General features: G+C 39.8%; 30 protein-coding genes and 1 tRNA gene. 7 read left to right on the forward strand and 24 right to left on the reverse strand.

What is annotated here, in order from left to right; translation table 11 throughout:
• Nucleotides 1-3 precede the first annotated feature (3 nt).
• The 3 genes from ABG082_RS11335 (at nt 4) to ABG082_RS11345 (ending at nt 1,519) form a co-directional block, all read left to right on the forward strand.
• Nucleotides 4-801, forward strand: a complete 798-nt coding sequence (locus ABG082_RS11335; protein WP_035390802.1) for a YqhG family protein — start codon at nt 4-6, stop codon at nt 799-801.
• 184 nt (nt 802-985) lie between these two features.
• A complete protein-coding gene (locus tag ABG082_RS11340) occupies nt 986-1,150 on the forward strand; it encodes an anti-repressor SinI family protein (protein WP_008342197.1) in 165 nt (54 codons plus the stop codon).
• 33 nt (nt 1,151-1,183) lie between these two features.
• Nucleotides 1,184-1,519 carry a helix-turn-helix domain-containing protein gene (locus tag ABG082_RS11345; RefSeq protein WP_017357978.1) on the forward strand — a complete coding sequence of 112 codons (336 nt, stop codon included), beginning with the start codon at nt 1,184-1,186 and terminating at the stop codon, nt 1,517-1,519.
• 67 nt (nt 1,520-1,586) lie between these two features.
• On the opposite strand, the gene ABG082_RS11350 is transcribed toward ABG082_RS11345, so the two are convergent.
• From ABG082_RS11350 to tapA, 3 genes are read right to left on the reverse strand one after another with little or no spacing between them, the layout of a single operon-like run.
• Nucleotides 1,587-2,387 carry a TasA family protein gene (locus ABG082_RS11350; protein ID WP_035390805.1) on the reverse strand — a complete coding sequence of 267 codons (801 nt, stop codon included), beginning with the start codon at nt 2,385-2,387 and terminating at the stop codon, nt 1,587-1,589.
• A gap of 58 nt (nt 2,388-2,445) precedes the next feature.
• On the reverse strand, nt 2,446-3,018 hold the full coding sequence (locus tag ABG082_RS11355) for a signal peptidase I (RefSeq protein WP_041091749.1): 573 nt from the start codon (nt 3,016-3,018) through the stop codon (nt 2,446-2,448).
• A gap of 49 nt (nt 3,019-3,067) precedes the next feature.
• Nucleotides 3,068-3,595, reverse strand: coding sequence for an amyloid fiber anchoring/assembly protein TapA (gene tapA / locus ABG082_RS11360; RefSeq protein ID WP_348936104.1), 528 nt, complete (start codon nt 3,593-3,595; stop codon nt 3,068-3,070).
• A 252-nt stretch (nt 3,596-3,847) separates the two neighbouring features.
• Here tapA and ABG082_RS11365 point away from each other — a divergent pair, with 252 nt between their 5' ends.
• Entirely contained in the window at nt 3,848-4,174 is a 327-nt protein-coding gene (locus ABG082_RS11365; protein ID WP_348936105.1) for a DUF3889 domain-containing protein, read from the forward strand.
• 34 nt (nt 4,175-4,208) lie between these two features.
• Here ABG082_RS11365 and ABG082_RS11370 read toward each other — a convergent pair whose 3' ends face one another.
• The 9 genes from ABG082_RS11370 to ABG082_RS11410 all read right to left on the reverse strand — a co-directional run bounded on the left by ABG082_RS11370 (nt 4,209) and on the right by ABG082_RS11410 (nt 9,749).
• Nucleotides 4,209-4,403 (reverse strand): YqzE family protein, encoded by a 195-nt coding sequence (locus tag ABG082_RS11370; RefSeq protein ID WP_008342191.1) that lies wholly within the window; start codon nt 4,401-4,403, stop codon nt 4,209-4,211.
• Between the two features lie 60 nt (nt 4,404-4,463).
• Complete coding sequence (gene comGG / locus ABG082_RS11375; RefSeq protein WP_272511702.1) at nt 4,464-4,847, reverse strand: competence type IV pilus minor pilin ComGG; 384 nt, start codon at nt 4,845-4,847, stop codon at nt 4,464-4,466.
• Nucleotides 4,844-5,341, reverse strand: coding sequence for a competence type IV pilus minor pilin ComGF (comGF, locus tag ABG082_RS11380; protein WP_065460694.1), 498 nt, complete (start codon nt 5,339-5,341; stop codon nt 4,844-4,846). Before comGF ends, comGG begins: the two co-directional genes overlap by 4 nt.
• Nucleotides 5,283-5,597, reverse strand: a complete 315-nt coding sequence (gene comGE, locus ABG082_RS11385; protein ID WP_065460696.1) for a competence type IV pilus minor pilin ComGE — start codon at nt 5,595-5,597, stop codon at nt 5,283-5,285. The genes comGF and comGE overlap by 59 nt, the downstream gene beginning before the upstream one ends.
• On the reverse strand, nt 5,581-6,027 hold the full coding sequence (comGD, locus tag ABG082_RS11390; RefSeq protein WP_073413947.1) for a competence type IV pilus minor pilin ComGD: 447 nt from the start codon (nt 6,025-6,027) through the stop codon (nt 5,581-5,583). Before comGD ends, comGE begins: the two co-directional genes overlap by 17 nt.
• Nucleotides 6,020-6,313, reverse strand: coding sequence for a competence type IV pilus major pilin ComGC (gene comGC / locus ABG082_RS11395; RefSeq protein ID WP_008342186.1), 294 nt, complete (start codon nt 6,311-6,313; stop codon nt 6,020-6,022). Before comGC ends, comGD begins: the two co-directional genes overlap by 8 nt.
• A gap of 16 nt (nt 6,314-6,329) precedes the next feature.
• On the reverse strand, nt 6,330-7,370 hold the full coding sequence (gene comGB / locus ABG082_RS11400; RefSeq protein WP_272511703.1) for a competence type IV pilus assembly protein ComGB: 1,041 nt from the start codon (nt 7,368-7,370) through the stop codon (nt 6,330-6,332).
• Nucleotides 7,351-8,421, reverse strand: a complete 1,071-nt coding sequence (gene comGA / locus ABG082_RS11405; protein WP_017357987.1) for a competence type IV pilus ATPase ComGA — start codon at nt 8,419-8,421, stop codon at nt 7,351-7,353. The genes comGB and comGA overlap by 20 nt, the downstream gene beginning before the upstream one ends.
• A 455-nt stretch (nt 8,422-8,876) precedes the next feature.
• On the reverse strand, nt 8,877-9,749 hold the full coding sequence (locus ABG082_RS11410) for an STAS domain-containing protein (RefSeq protein WP_348936106.1): 873 nt from the start codon (nt 9,747-9,749) through the stop codon (nt 8,877-8,879).
• 99 nt (nt 9,750-9,848) lie between these two features.
• Between ABG082_RS11410 and ABG082_RS11415 the strand changes: the two genes are divergently transcribed.
• A tRNA-Gln gene (locus ABG082_RS11415) sits at nt 9,849-9,919 on the forward strand.
• Nucleotides 9,920-9,974: 55 nt separating this feature from the next.
• On the opposite strand, the gene ABG082_RS11420 is transcribed toward ABG082_RS11415, so the two are convergent.
• On the reverse strand, nt 9,975-10,355 hold the full coding sequence (locus ABG082_RS11420; RefSeq protein ID WP_007501232.1) for a Spx/MgsR family RNA polymerase-binding regulatory protein: 381 nt from the start codon (nt 10,353-10,355) through the stop codon (nt 9,975-9,977).
• Nucleotides 10,356-10,567: 212 nt separating this feature from the next.
• On the opposite strand from ABG082_RS11420, the gene ABG082_RS11425 reads away from it, so the two are divergent.
• Nucleotides 10,568-10,810 carry a DUF2626 domain-containing protein gene (locus ABG082_RS11425; protein WP_003217440.1) on the forward strand — a complete coding sequence of 81 codons (243 nt, stop codon included), beginning with the start codon at nt 10,568-10,570 and terminating at the stop codon, nt 10,808-10,810.
• A 48-nt stretch (nt 10,811-10,858) separates the two neighbouring features.
• Here the strand turns inward: ABG082_RS11425 and ABG082_RS11430 are convergent, their stop codons facing one another.
• Nucleotides 10,859-11,497 (reverse strand): MBL fold metallo-hydrolase, encoded by a 639-nt coding sequence (locus ABG082_RS11430; RefSeq protein WP_017357989.1) that lies wholly within the window; start codon nt 11,495-11,497, stop codon nt 10,859-10,861.
• A 160-nt stretch (nt 11,498-11,657) separates the two neighbouring features.
• Between ABG082_RS11430 and ABG082_RS11435 the strand changes: the two genes are divergently transcribed.
• The gene (locus ABG082_RS11435; protein WP_003217333.1) at nt 11,658-11,831 is read left to right on the forward strand and encodes a DUF2759 domain-containing protein; all 174 of its coding nucleotides are present in this window, start codon (nt 11,658-11,660) and stop codon (nt 11,829-11,831) included.
• Nucleotides 11,832-11,855: 24 nt separating this feature from the next.
• Here ABG082_RS11435 and ABG082_RS11440 read toward each other — a convergent pair whose 3' ends face one another.
• The 10 genes from ABG082_RS11440 to ABG082_RS11485 form a co-directional block, all read right to left on the reverse strand.
• On the reverse strand, nt 11,856-12,170 hold the full coding sequence (locus ABG082_RS11440) for an MTH1187 family thiamine-binding protein (RefSeq protein WP_017367597.1): 315 nt from the start codon (nt 12,168-12,170) through the stop codon (nt 11,856-11,858).
• Between the two features lie 77 nt (nt 12,171-12,247).
• Nucleotides 12,248-13,501 carry an MFS transporter gene (locus tag ABG082_RS11445; protein WP_268414584.1) on the reverse strand — a complete coding sequence of 418 codons (1,254 nt, stop codon included), beginning with the start codon at nt 13,499-13,501 and terminating at the stop codon, nt 12,248-12,250.
• A gap of 350 nt (nt 13,502-13,851) precedes the next feature.
• Nucleotides 13,852-14,976: a M14 family metallocarboxypeptidase gene (locus ABG082_RS11450; RefSeq protein WP_317327618.1), complete on the reverse strand. Its 1,125-nt coding sequence runs from the start codon at nt 14,974-14,976 to the stop codon at nt 13,852-13,854.
• 84 nt (nt 14,977-15,060) lie between these two features.
• Nucleotides 15,061-16,980, reverse strand: coding sequence for an LTA synthase family protein (locus ABG082_RS11455; protein ID WP_007501242.1), 1,920 nt, complete (start codon nt 16,978-16,980; stop codon nt 15,061-15,063).
• Between the two features lie 212 nt (nt 16,981-17,192).
• On the reverse strand, nt 17,193-18,146 hold the full coding sequence (locus ABG082_RS11460; protein ID WP_007501244.1) for an ROK family glucokinase: 954 nt from the start codon (nt 18,144-18,146) through the stop codon (nt 17,193-17,195).
• A gap of 13 nt (nt 18,147-18,159) precedes the next feature.
• Entirely contained in the window at nt 18,160-18,363 is a 204-nt protein-coding gene (locus ABG082_RS11465; RefSeq protein WP_008342322.1) for a YqgQ family protein, read from the reverse strand.
• 70 nt (nt 18,364-18,433) lie between these two features.
• Nucleotides 18,434-19,972: a rhomboid family intramembrane serine protease gene (locus tag ABG082_RS11470; protein WP_348936107.1), complete on the reverse strand. Its 1,539-nt coding sequence runs from the start codon at nt 19,970-19,972 to the stop codon at nt 18,434-18,436.
• An 86-nt stretch (nt 19,973-20,058) separates the two neighbouring features.
• Entirely contained in the window at nt 20,059-20,232 is a 174-nt protein-coding gene (locus ABG082_RS11475; protein ID WP_017367602.1) for a hypothetical protein, read from the reverse strand.
• Nucleotides 20,233-20,332: 100 nt separating this feature from the next.
• On the reverse strand, nt 20,333-20,797 hold the full coding sequence (locus tag ABG082_RS11480; protein ID WP_282833856.1) for a hypothetical protein: 465 nt from the start codon (nt 20,795-20,797) through the stop codon (nt 20,333-20,335).
• Between the two features lie 85 nt (nt 20,798-20,882).
• Nucleotides 20,883-21,443, reverse strand: coding sequence for a 5-formyltetrahydrofolate cyclo-ligase (locus ABG082_RS11485; RefSeq protein WP_348936108.1), 561 nt, complete (start codon nt 21,441-21,443; stop codon nt 20,883-20,885).

Consider the following 21,443-nt stretch of genomic DNA (forward strand, 5'->3'; position numbering starts at 1 on the left):
CCAATGGAGCAGCGCGAGATTCACACATTTCTTCTCCGTTTCTTTCAGGCAAATCAATGCGACATACTTGAAGAAAGTGCAGGGCACCTGACCGTACAACTGACAATCGAAATGGATAAATTGATCATGAACCGCCCTTTTTATTGGCATTGGCTCGAAAAAACGGGAGGCGTACCTGAGCCGCGGCAATTGACTTTGATCACCGATCAAAAAAAAGCTGATGACTCGGTCGAAGGAGAATTTGTCCACTTCGGCTCCCCTCGTTTATTCCAAATATTCGAGGCTGTGAAACAACAAGGCCGTTTTATTCGGCTGTATGAAAAAGTCAGACCGCTCACAAACAGCCAGATCGCACTGGAGCCGTGGCTTGGTCTCAATGTCAAAATATCCTATCTGGCAGACCGTAAAAAAGATAAACTGCTGTCTCTTGGACTTCATCTAATACGCGGAGAAGTCATCGAACAATTTCAAGAGAAGCTGGAAGCGCGTGAGCTATCGTCTCAAATTCCTGATTATTGCTTCACAATGAGTACGATGATTAAGCCAGAGAGCGGCGTCAAACGGCTTTACAGCCTGATGGAACGTTATGCCAATGAAGAGCCGGATGATTGGGCGGTAAGAGCTGTTCAAAAGTGGAAAGAAGACTCGAAACTTTTAAACCAATTTTATGAAGGGACTTCAGACACATCTGTAGAATATGAAATAGAAAGACAAGCACTTAAAACTTTATACGAACCAAAAATCAGTCTTACGATTGAAAATGGCGGACTTTTTTACTTACAGCAAAAAAGAGGAGGCTGACTTAGCGAGTCTCCCTCCCTTTCATGTGATATCAAATTTTCGATCAATCAAAAGCAACGTTTGTCTGTTTGTATTGGGCGGAAACATGACGCAAGCAATCTATGAGGTCTTATCACCTGTGTTTTTCCATTTCATGCGTTAAGTGCCTGAAATACACGATTCAGTATTTTAGGAGGGTATTTGTATGGAAAAGAAAACGAAGTTATTAGACAGTGAATGGGTTCAATTATTACGCGAAGCGCGCAAAGCAGGACTAACAGTTGAAGAAGTCCGTCATTTTCTCAAATCACGCGAAAAGTCCTCTGAGTCTCCCCCTATGGCAAGAAGTCATTCTATCAAACCTTTCTGAATGTGCTATAATATCGAAAGGAAGGTGATGACATTGATTGGCCAGCGTATTAAACAATACCGCAATGAAAAAGGCTACTCACTATCAGAACTGGCCGAAAAGGCTGGGGTAGCGAAGTCTTATTTAAGTTCAATAGAAAGAAACTTGCAAACAAACCCCTCCATTCAATTTCTTGAAAAAGTCTCCGCTGTTCTGGACGTCTCGGTTCATACACTGTTAAACGAAAATGATGAAACCGAATACGATGGTCAATTAGATAGTGAATGGGAAAAACTAGTTCGAGATGCAATGACATCAGGGGTTTCGAAAAAGCAATTTCGTGAATTTTTAGATTATCAAATCTGGAAAAAAAAGCAAGAAGAGGAGTAATGCGCATGTTTTAGCGCATACTCCTCCAATTGCTATGCAGATCTTGTTATCAGTCTAAAGACTGACTTTATTTTTTATCTTCGCTGTGTGCTTTTTCGTTTTCTTTCACGTAGCCTTTTTCATCCGTATGCTTTTTTGGATTGATCGTTAAACCATTCCACTGAGTCGCTTCGAAGGAAAGATCAATTTGAATCGCATCGCCTTGGTATTTATTTTGGATATAGTGACCCGCTTTATCCTTCGTCTGGTCATTGACAAATTCAATGATCATTTCCATTTTATCGTAATCAAACGGATTCTTTGGAATGCCGTCATACTCTGGAGCTGTTGACCCATCAACGGTGGCAACATTAATTTTACCACTTTCATGTAAAAACTTCTCATCGACGGCATGACGAAGCTTTTCAAATGCGGTCTGATCCTGCTTTGACGTTAATAGATGCAGGTCAAGCAGGTTTGCATGGTCTAAAATAATATTTTTCGGGTATCCATTCCCACCTTCGGCTCCAACCGTTAGAACACTCACCTGAAATTGGCTGAGGAATTCTTCAGCTGTATTCTTCCCGCCATTTTTCGCTGATGTTCCATCTTGAAATTGGCTGTAATCAAGACTCATCAGGACTTGATTAATTGCAAGAGACCCTTTATTTTCAAAATTAAATTCCTTCTTTATACGGTCACCGGGTTTTATGTTCGCAAGGTTGATGGCGCCGGAATTCTCTTTTGCAGATAGATTCAGCTCTCCTGTAGAGTAGACCGCGTTTGCCGTCTCAACATCATTAAATGCAGCCCACGTTCCCCCTCCAATTAAAGCAAGACCTAATGCTCCCGATAAAACACCTAAACGAATTGATTTTTTCATTGCCATGATTGAACCCCCTAATAAATTGTTTTATTGAAACCTGATTTAGGTTACAAACGAAAATTTATGCTTGTTCCTCTGACATATGTAACTCAGCCGTATGTCTTCGATGTTTGGCAGCACCAACAAAATGAATGGTTGAATAAACAAGCAGCATCACCCCTGGAATGATGAGCAAAAGAGCGGTCCCAGCAGAAGTTCCTGCATACGAAAGAAGCTTTCCTGCATAAGGAATGTTCACTCCCGTATACTGCGCAGTCACTTGATTCGCTTTGACGAGCGTGCCGTCTTGATACATATTGTGGTCTCCTTTTGTCTCAAAGGCTTTATTTACTCCTTTTCCTTTCACCCCAACAATGCGGTGAGTCACAAAGGATTGGTCTTGCTTCGTTTGAAACGTAATAATATCCCCTTTTTTGAGTGCTTCAGGTGAGGTGACATGTTTCACGACAATCAATGAACCAGTCGAAAATTCCGGTTCCATTGATCCAGATAATACTTGCTTGAACTCATAACCAAAAATCTGAGGATCTCCTCCTGTTGTTCTTGATGACAACACGACAATAATACACACAATCATCATCGTGAAGACCAGCGCGTAAAGAATACTCCCAGACATTTTCATCCACTTTTTCATACCTTTCTCCCCTTTACATATCATGTTTCATTCAGCAGGCAAACCCTATTTAGGACGCCTTTTCTTGACAGTTCGAAAGCTGCATATGTTGAGACGTAAAGAATGGCTTTTCAGAACCACCAAACCCTTTAGGATAATAGATTTTAAACAAATAGATTCCATTTGTTTTTGCTTTAACTGCCGTGACAGTCGTCGTTTCTTCTGATGAGAGGGACTGTATAGCACCTTTTTCAATAACATGGCCATCTTGTAATGGCATCTGAGCACTCTCTACTTTATACAGTTCCCACTTCCATTCAGAGTGCGCGATGGGTTGTCCAATATTTTTTAGTGACATGCTCAACTTTTGAGGCGCACAGACTGTCCCCTCAATGATCGTTTGATCGATCAGTTTCAAATGGCTTTTATCCCATTTCTTCGGCTGGCAATGCTGATCTGTCTCTTCGAAATTTTCACATGTTTTCATGACAAAATTCGAATGCTCAACATCGTTAAAAGAAGCATTAGTAGACGTAATAAAAAAAGAAGTGAAAATCAAACAAATAGCACAAAATAGTACAAAGAGCGGCTGTTTCATTGAATCTTTCAACTCCTTGAACAATTGTTCTTTAAAAAGAACGATTACACTCAGTATAAGGAATTACCTATAAAATCCAAAACGTCAAATTAGTCCATTTTGTTCTTAAACAAGAACATTACCGAGAAAATTCTTCCATTTTCTCATTCTTTCGCCATATTCAATATTTTTTTCTGTGACATTTGTACTTCTTAAAAATTTACATAAAAGTGCAGGATTTGGTCAGGATAATAATTGGTGAGGTGATGTTAGTTGAATTATGGAAGAATCATGATCATGCTCAGTTTACTGTTAAGCCCTTTGATCCAAAGCGCTCATCTAGCGGAGGCAAAAGGAATCACTGTTGCCGCAGATCAATGGGAAACAAGGGCAGTCAAAGAAGCAAAAAAACGGTATCCGTTAGCACATGTTTTATTCAAACAAAAAGTGTGGGATCGGCACCGGGAGAAAGAATCCGTGAAGCAATATCATATTACGTTGAAAGATCAGGCCAAAGAATTTGGGGTATATGTCACCATTTCCTATAACCCTTACTCGAACAAGGTCAATAAAGTCATTGTTGTGGAAGAATACAGCTAAAATGGCATTAAAAAAACCGCCTGCTGGCGGCTTTTTACTTTTGTCGATGACGTTGACGTTTTTTTAGCATCATTGAGAAGCCAAAAGGCAGAACACCGAATAAACGCTGAGAAAATGGTGGTTTTGTCTCCATTTTTTCCTGTTTATGTTCTTTCCGCTCATCACGTGGTGTATTCATATATTTAATGATTTCCTGCGTCATATATTTTACATAATCATTTGTCTTCATCGAACACTCACCTCTTCTTCCTTAAAGTGTTACCAAGAAGAGTATCGTTTTATACACTCGCTAATAAGTGCTGATCCATTGATTGATTTCTCCTGTCTCCTTATTCATCTCTAGTTCCCGCTCATCAGTTACACCACCATTTGTTTCGATGTTAACCAAGAGGCGGACTATCTTTTTTCTGTGATCGCACCCAATTCGCTTCAATGTCACTCGGCCTTCTTCTGTGACAATTGGGCTCAATGGCTGATCACAAATCCGATTTAATTTATTTGCGGCTTCATTTAGACCCATTCGAAATAACTGCTGTTTTTGATAAAAAGAAATCGTGAGCTCTGCACTTTTCAACTCTTTTTGAAACCCAATGGTCATCGAGCCTAGAATCAATAAAAATAAAAGATTGACAGCAAGTACGTGTGGATAAATAAACCCATCTTCTCTTTTCACGTTTTAGGAATCACTCCTTTGTAAGTGAAAAAAACAGCTTCATGTACTTGACCAAATACATCTGTGACTTGGAGAGTGGTGGTTTGCTGTTTTGTTCTTACATGGAATTGTTTCACCTTTTGTAATAAAGGGAGATGACCTGCCTGATCCGTTCGTTTACGAAGCATCTCTTGATATGGCTCAATCGTCACCACCCGCCCTTGATTTGACATGTACTCCAGTGCTGTTCCTTCTTTCACCGCTCTTACAGCGACAGCACAATTTAGATCCTCCTCTAATTGCAGGACAGTTTGTTTCCACTCCAATTGTGAAAACTTATTGATTTCTGCAAACGGATGAGCTTTTTCAGTAATTGATAAAAGCAGCATGCAGCCAAAAGAAAGCAGCAAAAATAGCTGCAATTGCCATATTGCTTGTGCGAGTGTAAAGCCTTGTTCATCGCTCCAAATGCCAAAAGCAAATCGTCTGCTTTTTTTGTACTTTGTATGAAACACATCCCTTCTCCTGACCCCAAATGAATTCATATGTGATCTCGCCTCGTTTCTTTGTACTTGTTTTCTTTTGACCTTCTATAAAAGCTTTATTCATATACTCATGTAAAATTTGATAAGCTTCCAGTTTGGCTCTTAATTCTTCTTTCCCTATTGTCAGTTTTTCAAAGGATGGCACGAGCACAAGAGCAGCAAATAGAAAGAGATGGCAAGAAAAGAGCATCTCAAACGTACTAAATCCTTTATTGTTTCTGAACATGAATTCGCCCGCTCCCTAAGTAAATCGTGAGTTTATATATTTGACTGCCAAATTGAACAATGAGAGAACCGCCGCTATTGGGATGTCCGTTTTTATTAAAGTGAAGGCCTTGTTGGAATGTAGAGTGCTTAATGGTACCTTTTTTGTGTGCATGAGAAGCAATGATCTGCTTACTATTCTGCTCGATGACTTGATAAGATACATTGGTCGGGTGAAACTCAACAGTTACTCGTGTTTTTTTAATAAATGCAGTATAAGATGCCAATTGAAGATCTTGTTTTAGCAAGTTCACTTGCTTTTTTGCTTCAGCACTTTCTAATATATTGGGAACTTTTCCACCTATTATCGATAATAAGATAGAGAAAATCATGACGATCAAGAGCTGCTCAATGAGTGTAAATCCTTTCTCCTGGAAAAGCGATTTATTCATTTTTCACATCCCCATTTTGAATGAAAATTGCCTTTCCATTCGGACAAGTTAATCCCTTTTTGACATAGCCTTCTTTTTCTAATTCAGCTAAAGATGGCGTCTTGCCATCATGCTCTAATTCATATGCCATTACCTGTGTACTCACCATTGATTTCAGCCCTTCACAGCCCTTTGCTTGAATGCTTTGATGATGCCGAGTGATATTTGGAATGGTAATCAATAAAAGAATGGAGATCACAAGCATGACAATTAACATTTCTAACAGTGTAAATCCTTTATCATTCATGCCTTAGTCCTCCTTTTCACACTTGTTCCATTAGTTGATACATTGGTAAGAGAATAGATAAATACACAATGAGTATAAGAAATGCTGTTAAGCCATAGATGACAGGCTGCAGCCATGAAACCCATTTTTCAATTTTCAATTCTGCATTCTCTAAAAGAAATTGACTATATGTGTACATTTCTCTTGCTAGCATCCCGCTTGCTTCCCCATGATTGATGACAGCTGCAAAATGCCTTTCGAAAAAAGGGGACCGGCTTATTTGATCTTCCATACTCTCACCCTTTCTTAACTCTCCTATCATTTGTTCAGACATTTCTTGAAGGAAGGGTAAATAGGTCTGCTGTTTAAAAGCTTGCAAACTTTCGTAAATTGATAACCCAGCATGGAGAAGTCCACTTAGCTGAAGAGAAAAAAGATACGTATGCATCAGCTGTACCCCTTTAAATAACACTGGCAGCCTGCTGATGACTTTCAATTTCTCAAGGGTCGATTTTTTCTTAAAAAAGAGCTCATAATATCCAAAAAGACAGATACATATACAACCGATCATGAGCAGCAAAGCGTGTAGGAATTGGAAGAGGCCAAACATCCCTTGAATGAGCCATGACATGTTTGTATTCATAGATGAATATAATAAAGAAAATTGAGGGACGATCATTTGCTGAACAATGATGAGCACAACAAAAACCGTAAACATAAGAAAAATTGGATATCGTAACATACGCTTGAATGTGTCTACCTGCATGATTTTTTTCTCTAGAAAACGGGCGCTTTGTTCAAGAGCTCGCGCTAGGCTGCCATGTTTCTCTGAAAAACAAAGAATAGCGACGGCTTCCCGCTGAAAATGAAGTCGCTCAAGTACAACGTAAAAAGGCTCCCCTTCAAGCAGCCACTGAATGCCTGGCGTTAATCGCTGCTGCTGTTTTTTTGATAACTGAATATTCACCATCGTTAGTGCATCAACCAATGTATATCCGGCTTGAATCAATTGAGCCATTTTCGATAAGAATTCAGCTTGTTCTTTTTTAGACCAGGCTTTAGAGGCTCGCTTCTTCATAAACCCATCGATGATATGTGCTTTTTGATAAATAGCCGAGTGCCACTCCTTTCCGAATTAATCTTTGGAGTGTTTCGTATGACGAATGAGCGTATTCTCCTTTTGCCTCTTTGATACACTCACCAAGCTCCTTTCCGTAAAGCAATTCAAATACATTTGTTCGTCTGACTGGTCGATTTAGTTTGCAATAAAGCTCACACGTTTCGCCGCAAAATGGACATGCGAGTTCGATTAACCGCTGAGCAGCAATGGCAACCATTGTTTGTTCGAGTTCATTCATCGTCACTCCAAATTCCAGCATTCGATAAAGAGCTCCTTTTGCATTTTTTGCATGCAGTGTGCTCATGACTAAATGACCTGTCAAAGCTGCTCTAATAGCTGTTCTTGCTGTTTCCGCATCTCTTATTTCTCCAAGCACAATCATATCTGGATCATGTCTTAAAATAGCGCGTAAACCTGCCGCATACGTGATACCAGCTTTTTCATTTACTTGAACCTGCAGCACTTCTTCATTTCTTGTTTCCACAGGATCTTCAAGGGTAATAATATTTCGATTAAAATGTTTTTTGGCAAACTGAATCAATGAATAAAGTGTTGTCGTTTTCCCTGAATTTGTTGGTCCAGTAAATAAAATGAGCCCATGCGAATGATTCAGAAACGATAATAATCTCGCTGAAGCCTTCGGGAACAGTGACAAATACTTTGTTTTCGGCACATGATCCTGCGGTAAAATCCGAATCACTAGACTTTCATCATTTACAGTCGGTAGTGTAGAGAGCCGAACAAACACTTGACCGCGTCTTAGCATCACAGCCAATGACCCATTTTGTGGTCTCCTTCTTTCACCAATATCCATAGAAGATAAAAATTTGAAATGAGCAATGAGCCGCTCTCCGCTCTTTTTGTCAATGATCCGCTGCTGAATGAGGTCAGCGTCTACACGAAAAGAGACTGAAGCTTCCTTTTCTCTCGGAACAATATGCACATCAGATGCTCTCATGCGGCATGCCTCTTCTAGCAGCTCTTGTCCCAAATATTCAATACCATACAAGTGGTTCACTCCTTTCAGTGACCCCATTGTATGATGGCAGAACGTACCTGACAAAAGCGTATTTTATGATTTTCATGACTGAAAAGATGTGAAAATGTTCAATTTGAGGTGTATTTCATCTATAAATAACAGAAGCGCACATCAAAAAACTTGACTTTCACAACAACGGGTTCCGTTCAGAGGAGAAAATAAAAAAGAAGTGCTATTGGCACCTCTTTTTGATGATTATTTCATTTGGTTCTTTCATTATGGATGATCTGTTACAAGGAGGTGTCTCCAAATTTAATCCTCCTTAATAGGTTACTGATTTGAAGATAAAGAATATCCTTTCGTGTCTGATTTATGGATAAAAAAAAGAGACCAAATCTGTATGCGAATTGGTCATCTCATTCATATGCTCATTATATTGTTTCTCCTCGTCAACGGACCCGTTACTTTTATTAACATTTTTTGGTTCACGTTGCTCCTTGCTGCTGCTCTTCAAAGATACGAAATCCTCTTTTTTCTAAAGCTTTTGCAAGGCTGTGTTCAGTATTTACTTTTGAGAAATCAATGCCCAGTTTCACTACAGTTTGAGCGATTTCTGGGCGAATGCCTGATATAATCGTCTCAATTCCTAGCAACTTCGCACTATCGACCACTTTAAACAACTGATAAGCAACCATCGTATCAACAACGGGAACGCCAGATATATCAATAAATAAATGGGTTAGACGCAGTCTAGATGCCTGTTCTAGTACTGATTCCAAAATGATTTTCGCCCTGTACGTATCAATTTCACCAATCAGCGGCAAAATACCGATCTCTTTTGAAACTGGAATAACAGGCGCACTAAGCTCTTGAATCATTTCTCTTTGTGCATTAAGCTGATTGATTGTCACGCGGTCATACTCTTCTGATAAACGTGCAATCATGTCATCAAATGTGGCGTGAAAATGCTGATTCCAATCGCACACATCTTTGAGTGTCACTTCAAGCTCCGTATGTTGTGTAAAGGTCTCAATTCTGGAACAAAAAATGTGGCGGAACACCTTAAATTGTCCGATGATTTCATATAAAGGTACTTCATGAACAGCTCGATCGCGGGCAATATCAACTGACCACTTTTTTAGATGGTCTTCTACTTTATCTGATAGCGTGACTAACGTTGCTGCAATCGTTTGGATAAATGCTGTGTTTTGTTCTTTCAGCTTCTTTTCTGTCTCCTCTGAAGCATGTTTGGAATATAATGAGCCTTCTTCTGTTCTTGTTTTCAGCCATTCTTCGGTCATGACAGGGGCTTCTTTAAGAATAAATTCATATAATTGCTCAGATTTTTTATTTTTCATTTCTGTCGTTCGCTCCTTTTTCACTTACAACTAGTGACAACCAACTTTTTATGTATAAATGACCGCAGATGGTGAACAATAGCATTACACGTTTCATATTGGGCTATAGCCAAGTGGTAAGGCAATGGACTTTGACTCCGTGATCGTTGGTTCGAACCCAGCTAGCCCAGTTCAGCACAAAAACGAAGACGGCTGAAACACCATTCAGCTGATCTTCGTTTTTGATTAGGAAACCGATTGATGAATCGCTTTCTTTTTTGAAATTTTCATGAGTTCCCCTGGATTATAGCCGACCACTAATTTATTTCCATCAATGATGATGGGTCTCCGGAGCAGCTTTGGTTTTTCAATGAGAAGCTGAAGTACCTCATTCACTTTTAGATCATTAATATTTAAATTTAAGCTTTTAAAAGCTTGGCTTCGAGTAGCTAAAATTTCATCCATTCCTTCTGTTGTTAAGGAAAGGATTTTTTTCAATTCGTCTAGAGTTGGCGTTTCTCTGAAAAGGTGACGCTCTTTAAAATCAATTTGATTGGCCTTTAACCAATGTTTTGTTTTGCGGCAAGACGTGCAGCTTGGGTATGAATAAAAAGTAATGTCACTCATTAGTCTTCCTCCTTAGGTCGTTAACCTTTTCTCTTATGGACTAAGTACCCTCATAAATTTAGGCATAAACACTTTTTCATCACTTTTTCAAAAAAATTTTTTCTAACGAAAGAATGAATGTTCACACGTTGTCAAAAATGTAAATGTTTACATAACAAGTGATCATCAGCTATAATATGAATCAAAGGGGTTTTTTAAGGGGAGGGAAAGAAATGAATCGCATGTTCCGCGTTCTTGGCTTTTGGACGGGTATTTTTGCTGTCATGTTCTATTTAGGACATATGAAAGATGCATCCTTGCTGTTCTTCGGTCAAACCGTTCTTTTTGTATTTTTATCCTACTTGAATTTATCCGAAAGAATGTATATTTACATTTTCGGAGCGTACTTGACGATTTTCTTTGCCGGATTTACATATTATTCGATTTTCATCATGGTTCCCGGTACCGGACATTAATAGAAAAAAGCATCTCTTTTGAAAGAGATGCTTTTTTCGTGCGTGCTATTATAAAGAAAACCCATTGATAAACGGATTTTGCTCCTGTTCTGTAAGCACAGTTGTTTCCTCGCCATGTCCACTTAACACAAGAGTTGATTCTGGCAATGACAACAATTTGTCATGTATCGATTGAAGTAGCACGTCTTGATTACCGCCCGTTAAATCAGTTCTCCCGATACCGCCTTGGAATAAAGTATCACCAGAAATCACAAATCCCTCTTCCGCTGAATAGTAAGACACACTGCCAGGTGAATGACCTGGTGTGTGGAACATTTCTAATGTAAACGATCCAATTTGAAGAGGTCCTTCTGACGTAATCAATTGTTCCGCTTCTTTGACCGTAATTCCGTTACCAATTAGTCGAGCTGAACCGTTTAGCTGAGCATTTGTCAGCCATTCTTTTTCCTTTTCATGGACATAAAGCGGAATTCCCCATTCTTGACGCACCTCATCTGCTGCACCAATATGATCAAAATGGGCATGTGTCAGTAAGACTGCAAGTGGTTTCAGCTGTTTTTCTTTCACATAAGAAATTAGCTTTTGCGCTTCGCCGCCTGGATCAAAAATTAAACATTCTCCCTGTTCATTTTTCCAAATATATGCGTTCGCTTGCACATAGCCTAGCGGCATTCTTCTCCAATTCATTTTCATCACCTACTACTTTTTTCATTCTTTTTTATTATGAAGGCTATTCAATAAAAATTCAAACAATCGTCAACTTGAATGTACTCGACAAGCTTTATGAAAACGGTTAAAATGAAAAGAAAGGAAATCAAGGGGATTGATGACAAAGGGGGACTTTCATATGATGCTCGTCATTATTTTTGGTCTAGTCACGATTTTAGCCGCTCTCGGCATCTATCGCTCACTCAAAAAAGTGAACGTACTGGCCATTGCTTTCGCTGGCGCCACATTTTTGGTTTTTGGATGGTTTACCGTCATGACCATCATCTATAGCGGTTATCCAACTGCACATTAAAAGCCTGCAATAAGCAGGCTTTTTCTATTGATTCAAATGTTTATTCACGCTTTCTAATTTGCTTGAAAGGGTGGTCGTTTGATCTCTTCTGTCATCTATGCGGATATTGGTTGCTACTCGGTGTAAACCCTTTTCAAATGGAGCCTCATGAATACGCTGAATGACCTCAAATAAAACGGATAGCTCCCCTTCAATTAATGTATTCATTGGTGTGAGCTGATATTTGATTTTCCCTTCTTGTTGAAAGCCCTCTAACAGTCTTTGTACGTCTGCTACATATGCACTCACGCTTGGTGTCTCAGTGCCTATTGGAATGATGGTGACATCTGCTATCGCCATGGTTCTTGCTCCTTTCAATGACATCCTATTTCTTTCTCGTTCTCATTGTAACCCATCGTGATTCAAAAATGCCATGATCATGTGGCGTTTAAGCTTCGTTTGTCCCGTTCTATCGTCAAATCTGCTCTCTCTACCTTCCCAATCTTTGTAAAAAGGAGCAGGCATATACCTGAAATGGCTTCGATCAGTCCACCAGCTGCAATGACATATCCTGAACCGAATAACGTCGCCATATAGCCACCAATGAGAGCGCCTAACGGTATCATTAAATACGAGATCATGTTAATAATCGCATACACTTGCGGCTGATCCTCCGCTTTTACTGACAATTGAATCATCGTATGTTCAGGTACATTGACTGCACTGATGGCTGCACCTAAGGCAAATGCAGATATAAACACAAGTGGTAATAAGGCATTCATCCCTGTAATGAAAAATGCAATTCCATCAACGATCCCTGCCCCGATAAACAACAGACCGTATCGATTCACTTTCACCTTTGTTAAAACGAATCCCATCAAAAATGCACCTAATGCCGTGGTCACTTTGATGAATGAATATACTACTGGTCCACTATGTAAATCTTCTGTTAAATAAATAACCGACAATGCCTCCCACGGTGCCGCAGCAAAATTGGAGCAGACACAAAAAATGGCTAATGGAAACAAAATATGATGACTTTTCACAAGTGAAAATCCCCTTATTAATCGTTTTCCGTATGATAATCCTTTTTTTCCTTTATCCATGATCGCTTCCGTTTTATATGTAATCAGCAAAACCAGCAAAGCGGACATGAGGTAAAGAGGAATAATCACAAGCATTGTATATCCTACCCCTACAAATGCAATCATGACACCACAAATCGTCACAGTCACAAGCCTGACCACATGACTGGCTGATTGAATGGTTGCATTCGCCTTTTGTATCACATCTTCATGCACAAGCTTTGGAATAATAGACACCGAAGCTGGTTCATAGGAACCACCAGTCGCTGAATGCAGCAACATACCGCCAATGATGAGTGCTAAAGGAGAAAAATCATAAAAATAACTCACCACAATCACAAGTATAATCGCCGCCCGTGTTAAATCAGCAAAGCACATCCAAAATTTCAATTGATGCGGCTTCATCATTGGGGTAATAAACGGCCCAATAATGGCTTGAGGGACAAAACTAACGGCAATAAAAAATGCTGTTCCAATTGCTCCTTTTCCCCCTAGCACTAAAAGCCACAAAATGGTGTTAAAAGATAAACTATCAGCAGTAATTTTACACATTTTAGAAACAAATAGATAAGTAAAATTCCGTTTCCACAGGCTTTGAGCATTCAATCATCGACATCTCCCTAATTCATATCCTTTTTTTTACATCCACTCTTTCACAATAGCTTACAGGGATGCTCTCGTCAATCACATCAGCACGGTTTTTATTGACCATAAGAAATTGATTGGTTTGAACGAATTAAAAGCACCGATTAGATGCTTTCAGATTGTTGACAAAGGGCTAAAATGAACTTTATTTTAGCCCTTTGTCTTCTTTTCAGCGTGATAGAAAACCTTTGTAGCCCTAGGAAGGACGAGTACTGGTGCGGAGCGAATTTCACATTCGTGAGCACCGGCACGCAGGACTGACAAAGAATGCGAGGGTTTGTCTACACGCTGAAAGCACCAATTAGGTGCTTTTAATACTTACATGCTTCCCACAATAACCGCTTTGTTTTTTCATAGATCGAATCAAATTGACTCATAGAAAGCGGGTTCTTACCTCGCCCAAGTTCCACCGTATAGCCCTCACTTTTACATTGATAAATAAACCAATCTCGATAACCTGCATAGCTATCAAGATATTGAATCGCTTTGTAACCGCTCACCCGTTCTAACCGTTCGACCGTCTCTTTTGAAATGGCCGGTTCGTGGCCAAGAAACCCCCAGTATATCTCTTCTCCTTGTGTATGAAGGGCAATCAGTCGATCAAAGCGTTTTCTTAAAGCGAGATGTGCCATTGCTTTCGCTTCTGGTTCTGTTAACGGCTGATGCCCTGGGAAATCCCTATAAGACGGTGCCTTCGGCTTATTACGATAATATTCGATTTCCCAATAAGCAGGAAATTGATTGTTTAAATCAATTCCTCGAATATTTGCCTTCCATTCTCGATAATCGGAAAATCCTCCATTTAGCGGCGCGAACTCCTCACGGCACAGCCCTAAAGATTCTGGACCATTGCGAACCAAATCAACACCGTCTGGATTTACCATGGGTACAATAGATAAAGCAGTGGTCTGCAATATACGAACCGCTTCATGATGTCTTGCTTGCACTGGGTCAGAGGCCGCTAAACAAAGTGATTTAAGCCATTTTAATAAAACGGAGGTCGTGATCCATTCATTTGCATGAAAAGAGGCATTAAAATGTATGGAATGTAAATGTTGTACAGGCTCCGTACGGATTTCATAAATGGGCGTATCAAGCACTGATTGACCAATCACACTCATCTGAAGAAAAGGAAAAACAGCTTTCAAATATTGAAGCTCTCCTTCTAAGTGAGTGCTATCATATTCAAATGTTCCGCTGATCCAATCATCTGATTGCTGGAGCCGGTAAGGCGCAATGAAGCTTTGCACATCACCTACCGATTGAAATGAATGGGTCCCTTCTGGAAGTCTATACCCCGGTAAAAGGAGGTGCTCAGTATTTGACTGATTGGACAAATAGAAAGCTTCTTTCCCTATACCAAGCTGCTTTGCCACATCCTCCTTCCTTGCTTCACCCAGATGCCATTCAATTGTGCCAAACGACGTTATGTTCATTTACATCCCTCCTCTCACACTATATGAACCAGTAAGTAAAAAAAGAAAACCTCTGCATGTAAATAGCAGAGGTTTTCTTTTAAATTAAGACGCCTTTTTTAGCTCAGTGTCATCTTCTTTTTTAGATGGTGAATGGTCCGAGTTGTTTCGGTCATAAAATCTAAGGAGATCTCCATAGATAATTTGATCAGAGAATTGAAGCTCTTGTTTTGCCTTTTCTTCATAAGACTGACAACCAGACTCATCTTCTCTCGGCTCACCCGTTTCTTTGTTGTAGCAAACACCGGCTGTGAAAACACTGTCCTTCGTAATAAAACTTCCATCTCGAAGCACTGTGAAGTCATTTGTATCTTTTGATAATAGGTCATGACCAAATTGAATTTGCTTGCTTGTATCGATTCCTAGAAGGTTCATGACTGTTGGACGGATATCCACTTGGCCGCCAACTGTATCAATCTCTTTTGGATGTTTATCCGTGATACCAGGAATGTGTACAACAAATGGTACTTTTTGAAGCTGAACTTCTTCAAAAGGTGTAATGTCTTTGTTTAAGAATTGTCCCATTGCTTCGTTATGGTTTTCAGAAATTCCGTAGTGATCACCATATAACACAAAAATGGAGTTATCGTATAACCCTGCTTCCTTCATTTTTTTAAAGAAAAGCTTGAGTGCCTCATCTTGATAACGCACTGTAGGGAAGTATTTGTTCAACGTTTTGCTCTTTGAGTCATATTCATCAATGAGCTTATCTTCTTCATCTAAGTCAAATGGAAAATGGTTCGTTAATGTAATCAATCTCGTATAGAACGGCTGCGGGATCGTTTTCATTAAATCTACTGACTGCTCAAAAAACGGACCATCTTTTAGTCCCCAGCCAACTGAATTTTCTTCATTTACATCGAATGATTTAATATCAAAAAATTTGTCGTAGCCAAAGCTGTCATAGATCAGGTCACGGTTCCAGAAACTTTTGTTATTCGCATGAATAACAGAAGAATGATAGCCTTCCTCTTTTAACAACTCAGGTGCGGCTTTGAACTCGTTGCTTGGATTTGTGAAAAATACAGCTCCTCTTCCAAGCGGATAGAGTGAATTATCAACAATAAACTCGGAGTCGGATGTTTTCCCTTGACCCGTTTGATGATAGAAATTACTGAAATTGTAGCTTTTCTTGATCAATTTGTTTAAGAACGGGGTGATCTCTTTCCCATTCAATTTTTCATTGATTACAAAGCTCTGAGTAGACTCAAGCGATACTAGAATGACATTTCGTCCTTTTGCTTGACCAAACGTCTTTTCATTACGGTCTGTTTGATTTGCGCTTACATAGTTTTCAATTTCAGTTAAGCTATTGCTGTCGGCAAGTGCTCGCTGAGCGGATTGCTTCGATTGCAGAACCCCATCATAAATATGGAAGTTATATAAGCTGATGTTTTTCACTAGCATCTCACGGTCAAATGAACGAGTTAACAGCTCTGGTCTTTCTGTTTCAGCCAGACCAAGGTTAAAGAAGAAAGTGGCTGCCACAAATAAATAATAAGCTGCACGTCCCTTACGTGAAATCGTTACATCTGTTCTAAAGGAAGGCTGTTTTTTATAGAGCCAAATTAAAATGATGATATCAACAAACATCAGAAAATCAACTGGTTCAATTAAAGAGGTAATACTTGACCCGAGGTCACCCATATTGTTTGTTTGAAATAGGACGGGGATGGTTAGAAAATCACTGTAGAATCGATAAAATACAATGTTAGCTAACAAAATAAATGTCAGAACAAAACTCGTCACGATGATATATCGATTGCGATTTTTTTCTTTAAAGAATAAACCGATACCGAAGATAAACAAGAGAAAGCTAAGCGGATTAATAAACAGGATAAATTCCTGCATGAAATTTTCAATTTTGATATTAAAGCTAGATTTATAGATAACATAGGTTTTCACCCACATTAACAAAGTCGCAATCAGTAAAAATGACATCGCCTTTAATCTTTTCTTTCGCATTGTAACCTCCTTATGCTAAAAACGCACTCAGGTTAGGGACATCCCCAATTATTGGTGCTTCTTCAAAAATAACTAAAGTATATCTTATCCTGTCTATGCTGGAAAATCAATGTCTTTTTCCCCATGACAAACTTATGAATATGCTAATCATTCAATTTCATGCCTATCTATCGCTGATTTTAATAAAAATGACATCATTATGACATTTTTGTTCAAGACAGCCACTTGTTTTTTGCCATCCATGCACCGCCGATCACGCCTGCATCGTTTCCTAGTGAGGCAATTACCACTTCAACATCCTCAGCACATGGGGGGAAGGCATGATGTTTGACGACACGCTCTACTTTACTGCGAAGAAGCTCGCCCGCTTTAGATACACCCCCGCCAATGACGATTTTTGTTGGGTTTAAGGCACTAGCCAGATTCGCAAGGACAAGACCAAGATGGGTTGTCACTTCATCTACGACACGCATCCCCAGTTCGTCTCCGTTTTCTGCTGCCTCAAATACATCCTTTGCAGACAGCGAAGTAAGTGAGCCAAGTGATGATGTATGGCTCTTTGTTTGTAATGTATCCTTTGCGATTCGGACGATACCTGTGGCAGACGCAATGGTTTCAATACAACCTGTTCTCCCGCAGTTACATGGTGCTCCTTGAAATGGAACGGCACAAATATGACCAATTTCTCCACCAGCACCTGTTTCGCCTTGAACCACTTCTCCATTGACAATAATACCGCCGCCAACCCCTGTGCCCAGTGTAACCATCAGGATGTTTTTGGCGCCATCACCTGCACCCTTCCACATTTCACCGAGTGCAGCAATATTCGCATCATTTTCGATGACAGATGGAAGTCCTGTCTCTGCCTCTAAATGGTCTTTCAAGGGATAGTTTGTCCAGCCCAGATTCGTTGTTTTATAGACAATTCCGGATACTTTATCCACTGGTCCAGGTGCCCCCATACCGATCCCAATTAGTGCTGATTTCGGCATGCTGATCTCAACTAGTTTATGGTCAATTGACTTGGCAATGTCGACTGTAATTGTCTGCCCAGATTTATCCGTAGGAATCTCCCACTTATGCTGAATTTCACCATAAAGATTAATAAACGCAAGCTTAATTGTCGTACCGCCAAGATCAACTCCTACAAACCAATCCCCTGTCATATGTCCTCCACCTTCACATTGTTTTTCGATTTAATTTGGCTAGTTCCATTTGAAGGATGGTCATTGCGTTTGACCATTCAGTTCGATCGATGATGCCCGATGTGTACATTTCCTTCAATTCATCTGCCATAAATTCTAATTCCACTTCACGATCTCCGAAATATACGTAATTTCCAAATCTCATGAGCAGCTGCTGTACATCATATAACGTTTTCATTATTTTCACCATTTCTCTAAATCAACAGATAGGATAAGCGTATTCATAAATACGCTTTCAGTCAAGTCATTCAACGTGTTTGAGTGTTTTCAATATATTGTTTCAACTTTAAAAATTGGTCATTTTGCGGATCTTGTTTTAATGCTTTTTCGATGAAGTCGTCTGCTTCCGCTGTCTCGCCTTTTTCTACATATAACAACGATAAGTGATACAATTTATTCGGCTCATTTGGATCTTTTTCAAGCGACTTTTGCAAATACTCAATGGCCTTGTCAAGATGTCCAAGCTGCGCTTCGGAAAGCGCATATATATGAAGTGCTTCAGCTGAGGCATCCTTTTGCTTTACATATTCCTCTAGACGCTGACTTGCTTCGCTATAGTTCTTTTCATCAAATAAACTCGCTGCCTCGCTAGTTGCCGCCGCTTCTTTTTGATCGTCTGAATGAAACCCTGTATACAATCCAAAGCCGCTAATAAGGAGGAGAAGAAGACTAGCAAGAAGCATTTTGACAGGCTGAAACTGTTTAGGAAGACGGACCGCTAAAGCGGCTAAAAATCCGCCAGCAAGCCCCCCAAGATGCCCTGCATTATCAATCCCTGATACAGTGAAACCTATCCCTAAGTTGATGAGGATAATCACGATAATATTTGTCCCCATCGTACGAAAGAAGAGCTTCCGGTTAGAGATCGCTAAATATAACAATGCGCCTAAACAGCCAAAGATCGCACCTGATGCTCCTGCTGCGATGGCTGTATTAAACACAAAGCTCGCTATGGAGCCAAAGATGCCGGAAATTAAATAAATGAGCAAAAATCTTCCTGAACCATAAATTCTCTCAACAGCCGCTCCAACGGACCAAAGAGCAAATGTATTAAAGAGTAAATGCGTCAAACCAATGTGTAAAAACATAGGTGTCACAAAACGCCACCATTCACCCTCTAAAATCAGCACATTATTTTTCGCACCGAATGCTGTTAAAGTGGCTGTATTGGTACTTCCACCAGATAATTCAAGTAAAAGAAACATCACCACTTGAACTGCAATTAACAAATAGGTAAAAATCGGTCTGCCATTTTGAAAAACGGCCCGTTCTCGTTCACGCTGCTTTTCCTGATCTTGAAATGCCTGAAGCACGTTCATTTTAAGCTGCATCACATCTTCGGCTGTATCTGCTTTCGCCTCTTCTACATCAATCGAGAGTGATGTATTCAACCATTTTTGCAGCTCGTGTCCATCGTTTTGAAGGGTTTCTTCATTCAGTAAAACAGGTGTCACCGTTACCTTTTGCTGTTTTTGCGGTTGACCGTTTATGTCTTCCCAATCATCTACTGGATGATCAGCTGTAAATTGTAGCTGCAGGAGATGAAGAGAACGTTTACGCATGGCTTCTCTCAACTGATTCATCCGAAAGGCCTGCTCTTCCATATCTCGAACGATCTCCTGTCTAAAATTCACATCTCTTCTATATAGACGGATGAGATCATATCCTGAGTTTCGTGGTGCTTCAAAAAAGATTTCATCTTCTGGGTACGGACTTTGAATCATCTCGTATCCTTTTTGTCTGAGTTCATCAATCACTCGCCAAAATAGACTATCTATGACATTCATTCATTCGCGCTCCATTTTTTACATTATTATAGCAAGAATTACTCTTATACGCATTTCTCAACAAAAAAATCCCGGCTTTTGCGGGATTAGAATGCTTGGCGAATAAATTTCGTCCGAAAATATGGGATTTTCATCAGCCATTTAATAAAAAAGTGACGCACTTGGTTTTGACCTAAGATCAAATTCATGAGCCGATAACGATTTTGCACAAGAACGAATGCAAACAGTGTGAACACAATGCTCCAAATCATTTTATTCATCATATTCCCTCCTATGTTCGTATCGTGGCTTAAATAGGATTTGTTTATGCATGAACCATCATTTTTATCGCTGCCAATGGCGTCTTTTATTAGTCAGTTTTCACAGCCTAATCCCTTGTTCTTTTGATTGAATATAAAACTCTTCTCCATACTCTGTTTGAAGATAAGCTACATCAAATTGTTGAAGATCAATCAAATCCTTGAACGTATGAGGCAGTTTACCATTCCACTCTAACTCTTCGATCTTGTGCGGGAAGTTGTGATCGTTTGGATTTGGTGTATGGATATATACTGCGTCTAATGCAGGATCTTGTTCGTAAATACAAATCCATGTTTGATATGGCTTTTCAAAACCTTCAAGCAGCTTGAGTGTTCTATTGTACAAGGCGACATGAGCTTTAATATGCTCTCTTCTTATTTTCAAGCTATTTTTCCCAACACCCCAAAAATCAAGATGGGTATGAAAAAAATCGAACCAATAATCATGATCAAGTTGTAAGTCAAAAGTATTCACTTCCTCCCACAAATTAAGGAAGTATCTTTTCTTTCCTCGAAATTTTTTCAAAACATGCCTCCTACTAGCTAAAATGCCATGAACTAATGAAACGATCTCAACACAAAAAGCCCGTTTTTGGACAATGAGCGGGCTTTCACTTTTGATATAACGTACCTTTTTCACTGACAATCATAGACACCGGGATGTCGTGCGTTTCAGCCGGAATATGCCTTGTCTGCTGTAAAGACAAACAAAGGGCAATGGTTACCCCGTGGTAGTCCGCTAAGTAGCGATCATAATAGCCGCCACCAAACCCAATCCGGTAACCACGTTGATCGAAGCACACCCCAGGAACAATGATCAAATCAATGGCTTCTTTATGTACAGCTGTAGACTCAAGAGGGTCTGGCTCCAACAGCCCAAAGTAGCTGGATGTCATCTTTGTTTCAGGTGTATATTCATAAAACACCATCTCTTTTGTTTTCGGAAAACAGGTGGGAATACAAACTGTTTTTCCTTCTTCCCACGCTTTTTCAATCAGAGGCATTGTCGGTATTTCTTTTCCCCTAGACATAGTCAAAGCAATCGTTTTCACCTGTTTCCATGCTGGCAGCTGCAACACGTGTTCATGAAGTAGAGCGGCGTGGCGATTGAACTCTTCAGCGCTTATCTGATCAAGCATGGCCAATGTTTGAAGGCGGAGCTCCTTTTTCAT

The sequence above is a fragment of the Bacillus sp. BS1807G30 genome (genome assembly GCF_040047675.1).
In the GTDB taxonomy this organism is placed as follows: Bacteria; Bacillota; Bacilli; order Bacillales; family Bacillaceae; genus Bacillus; species Bacillus altitudinis.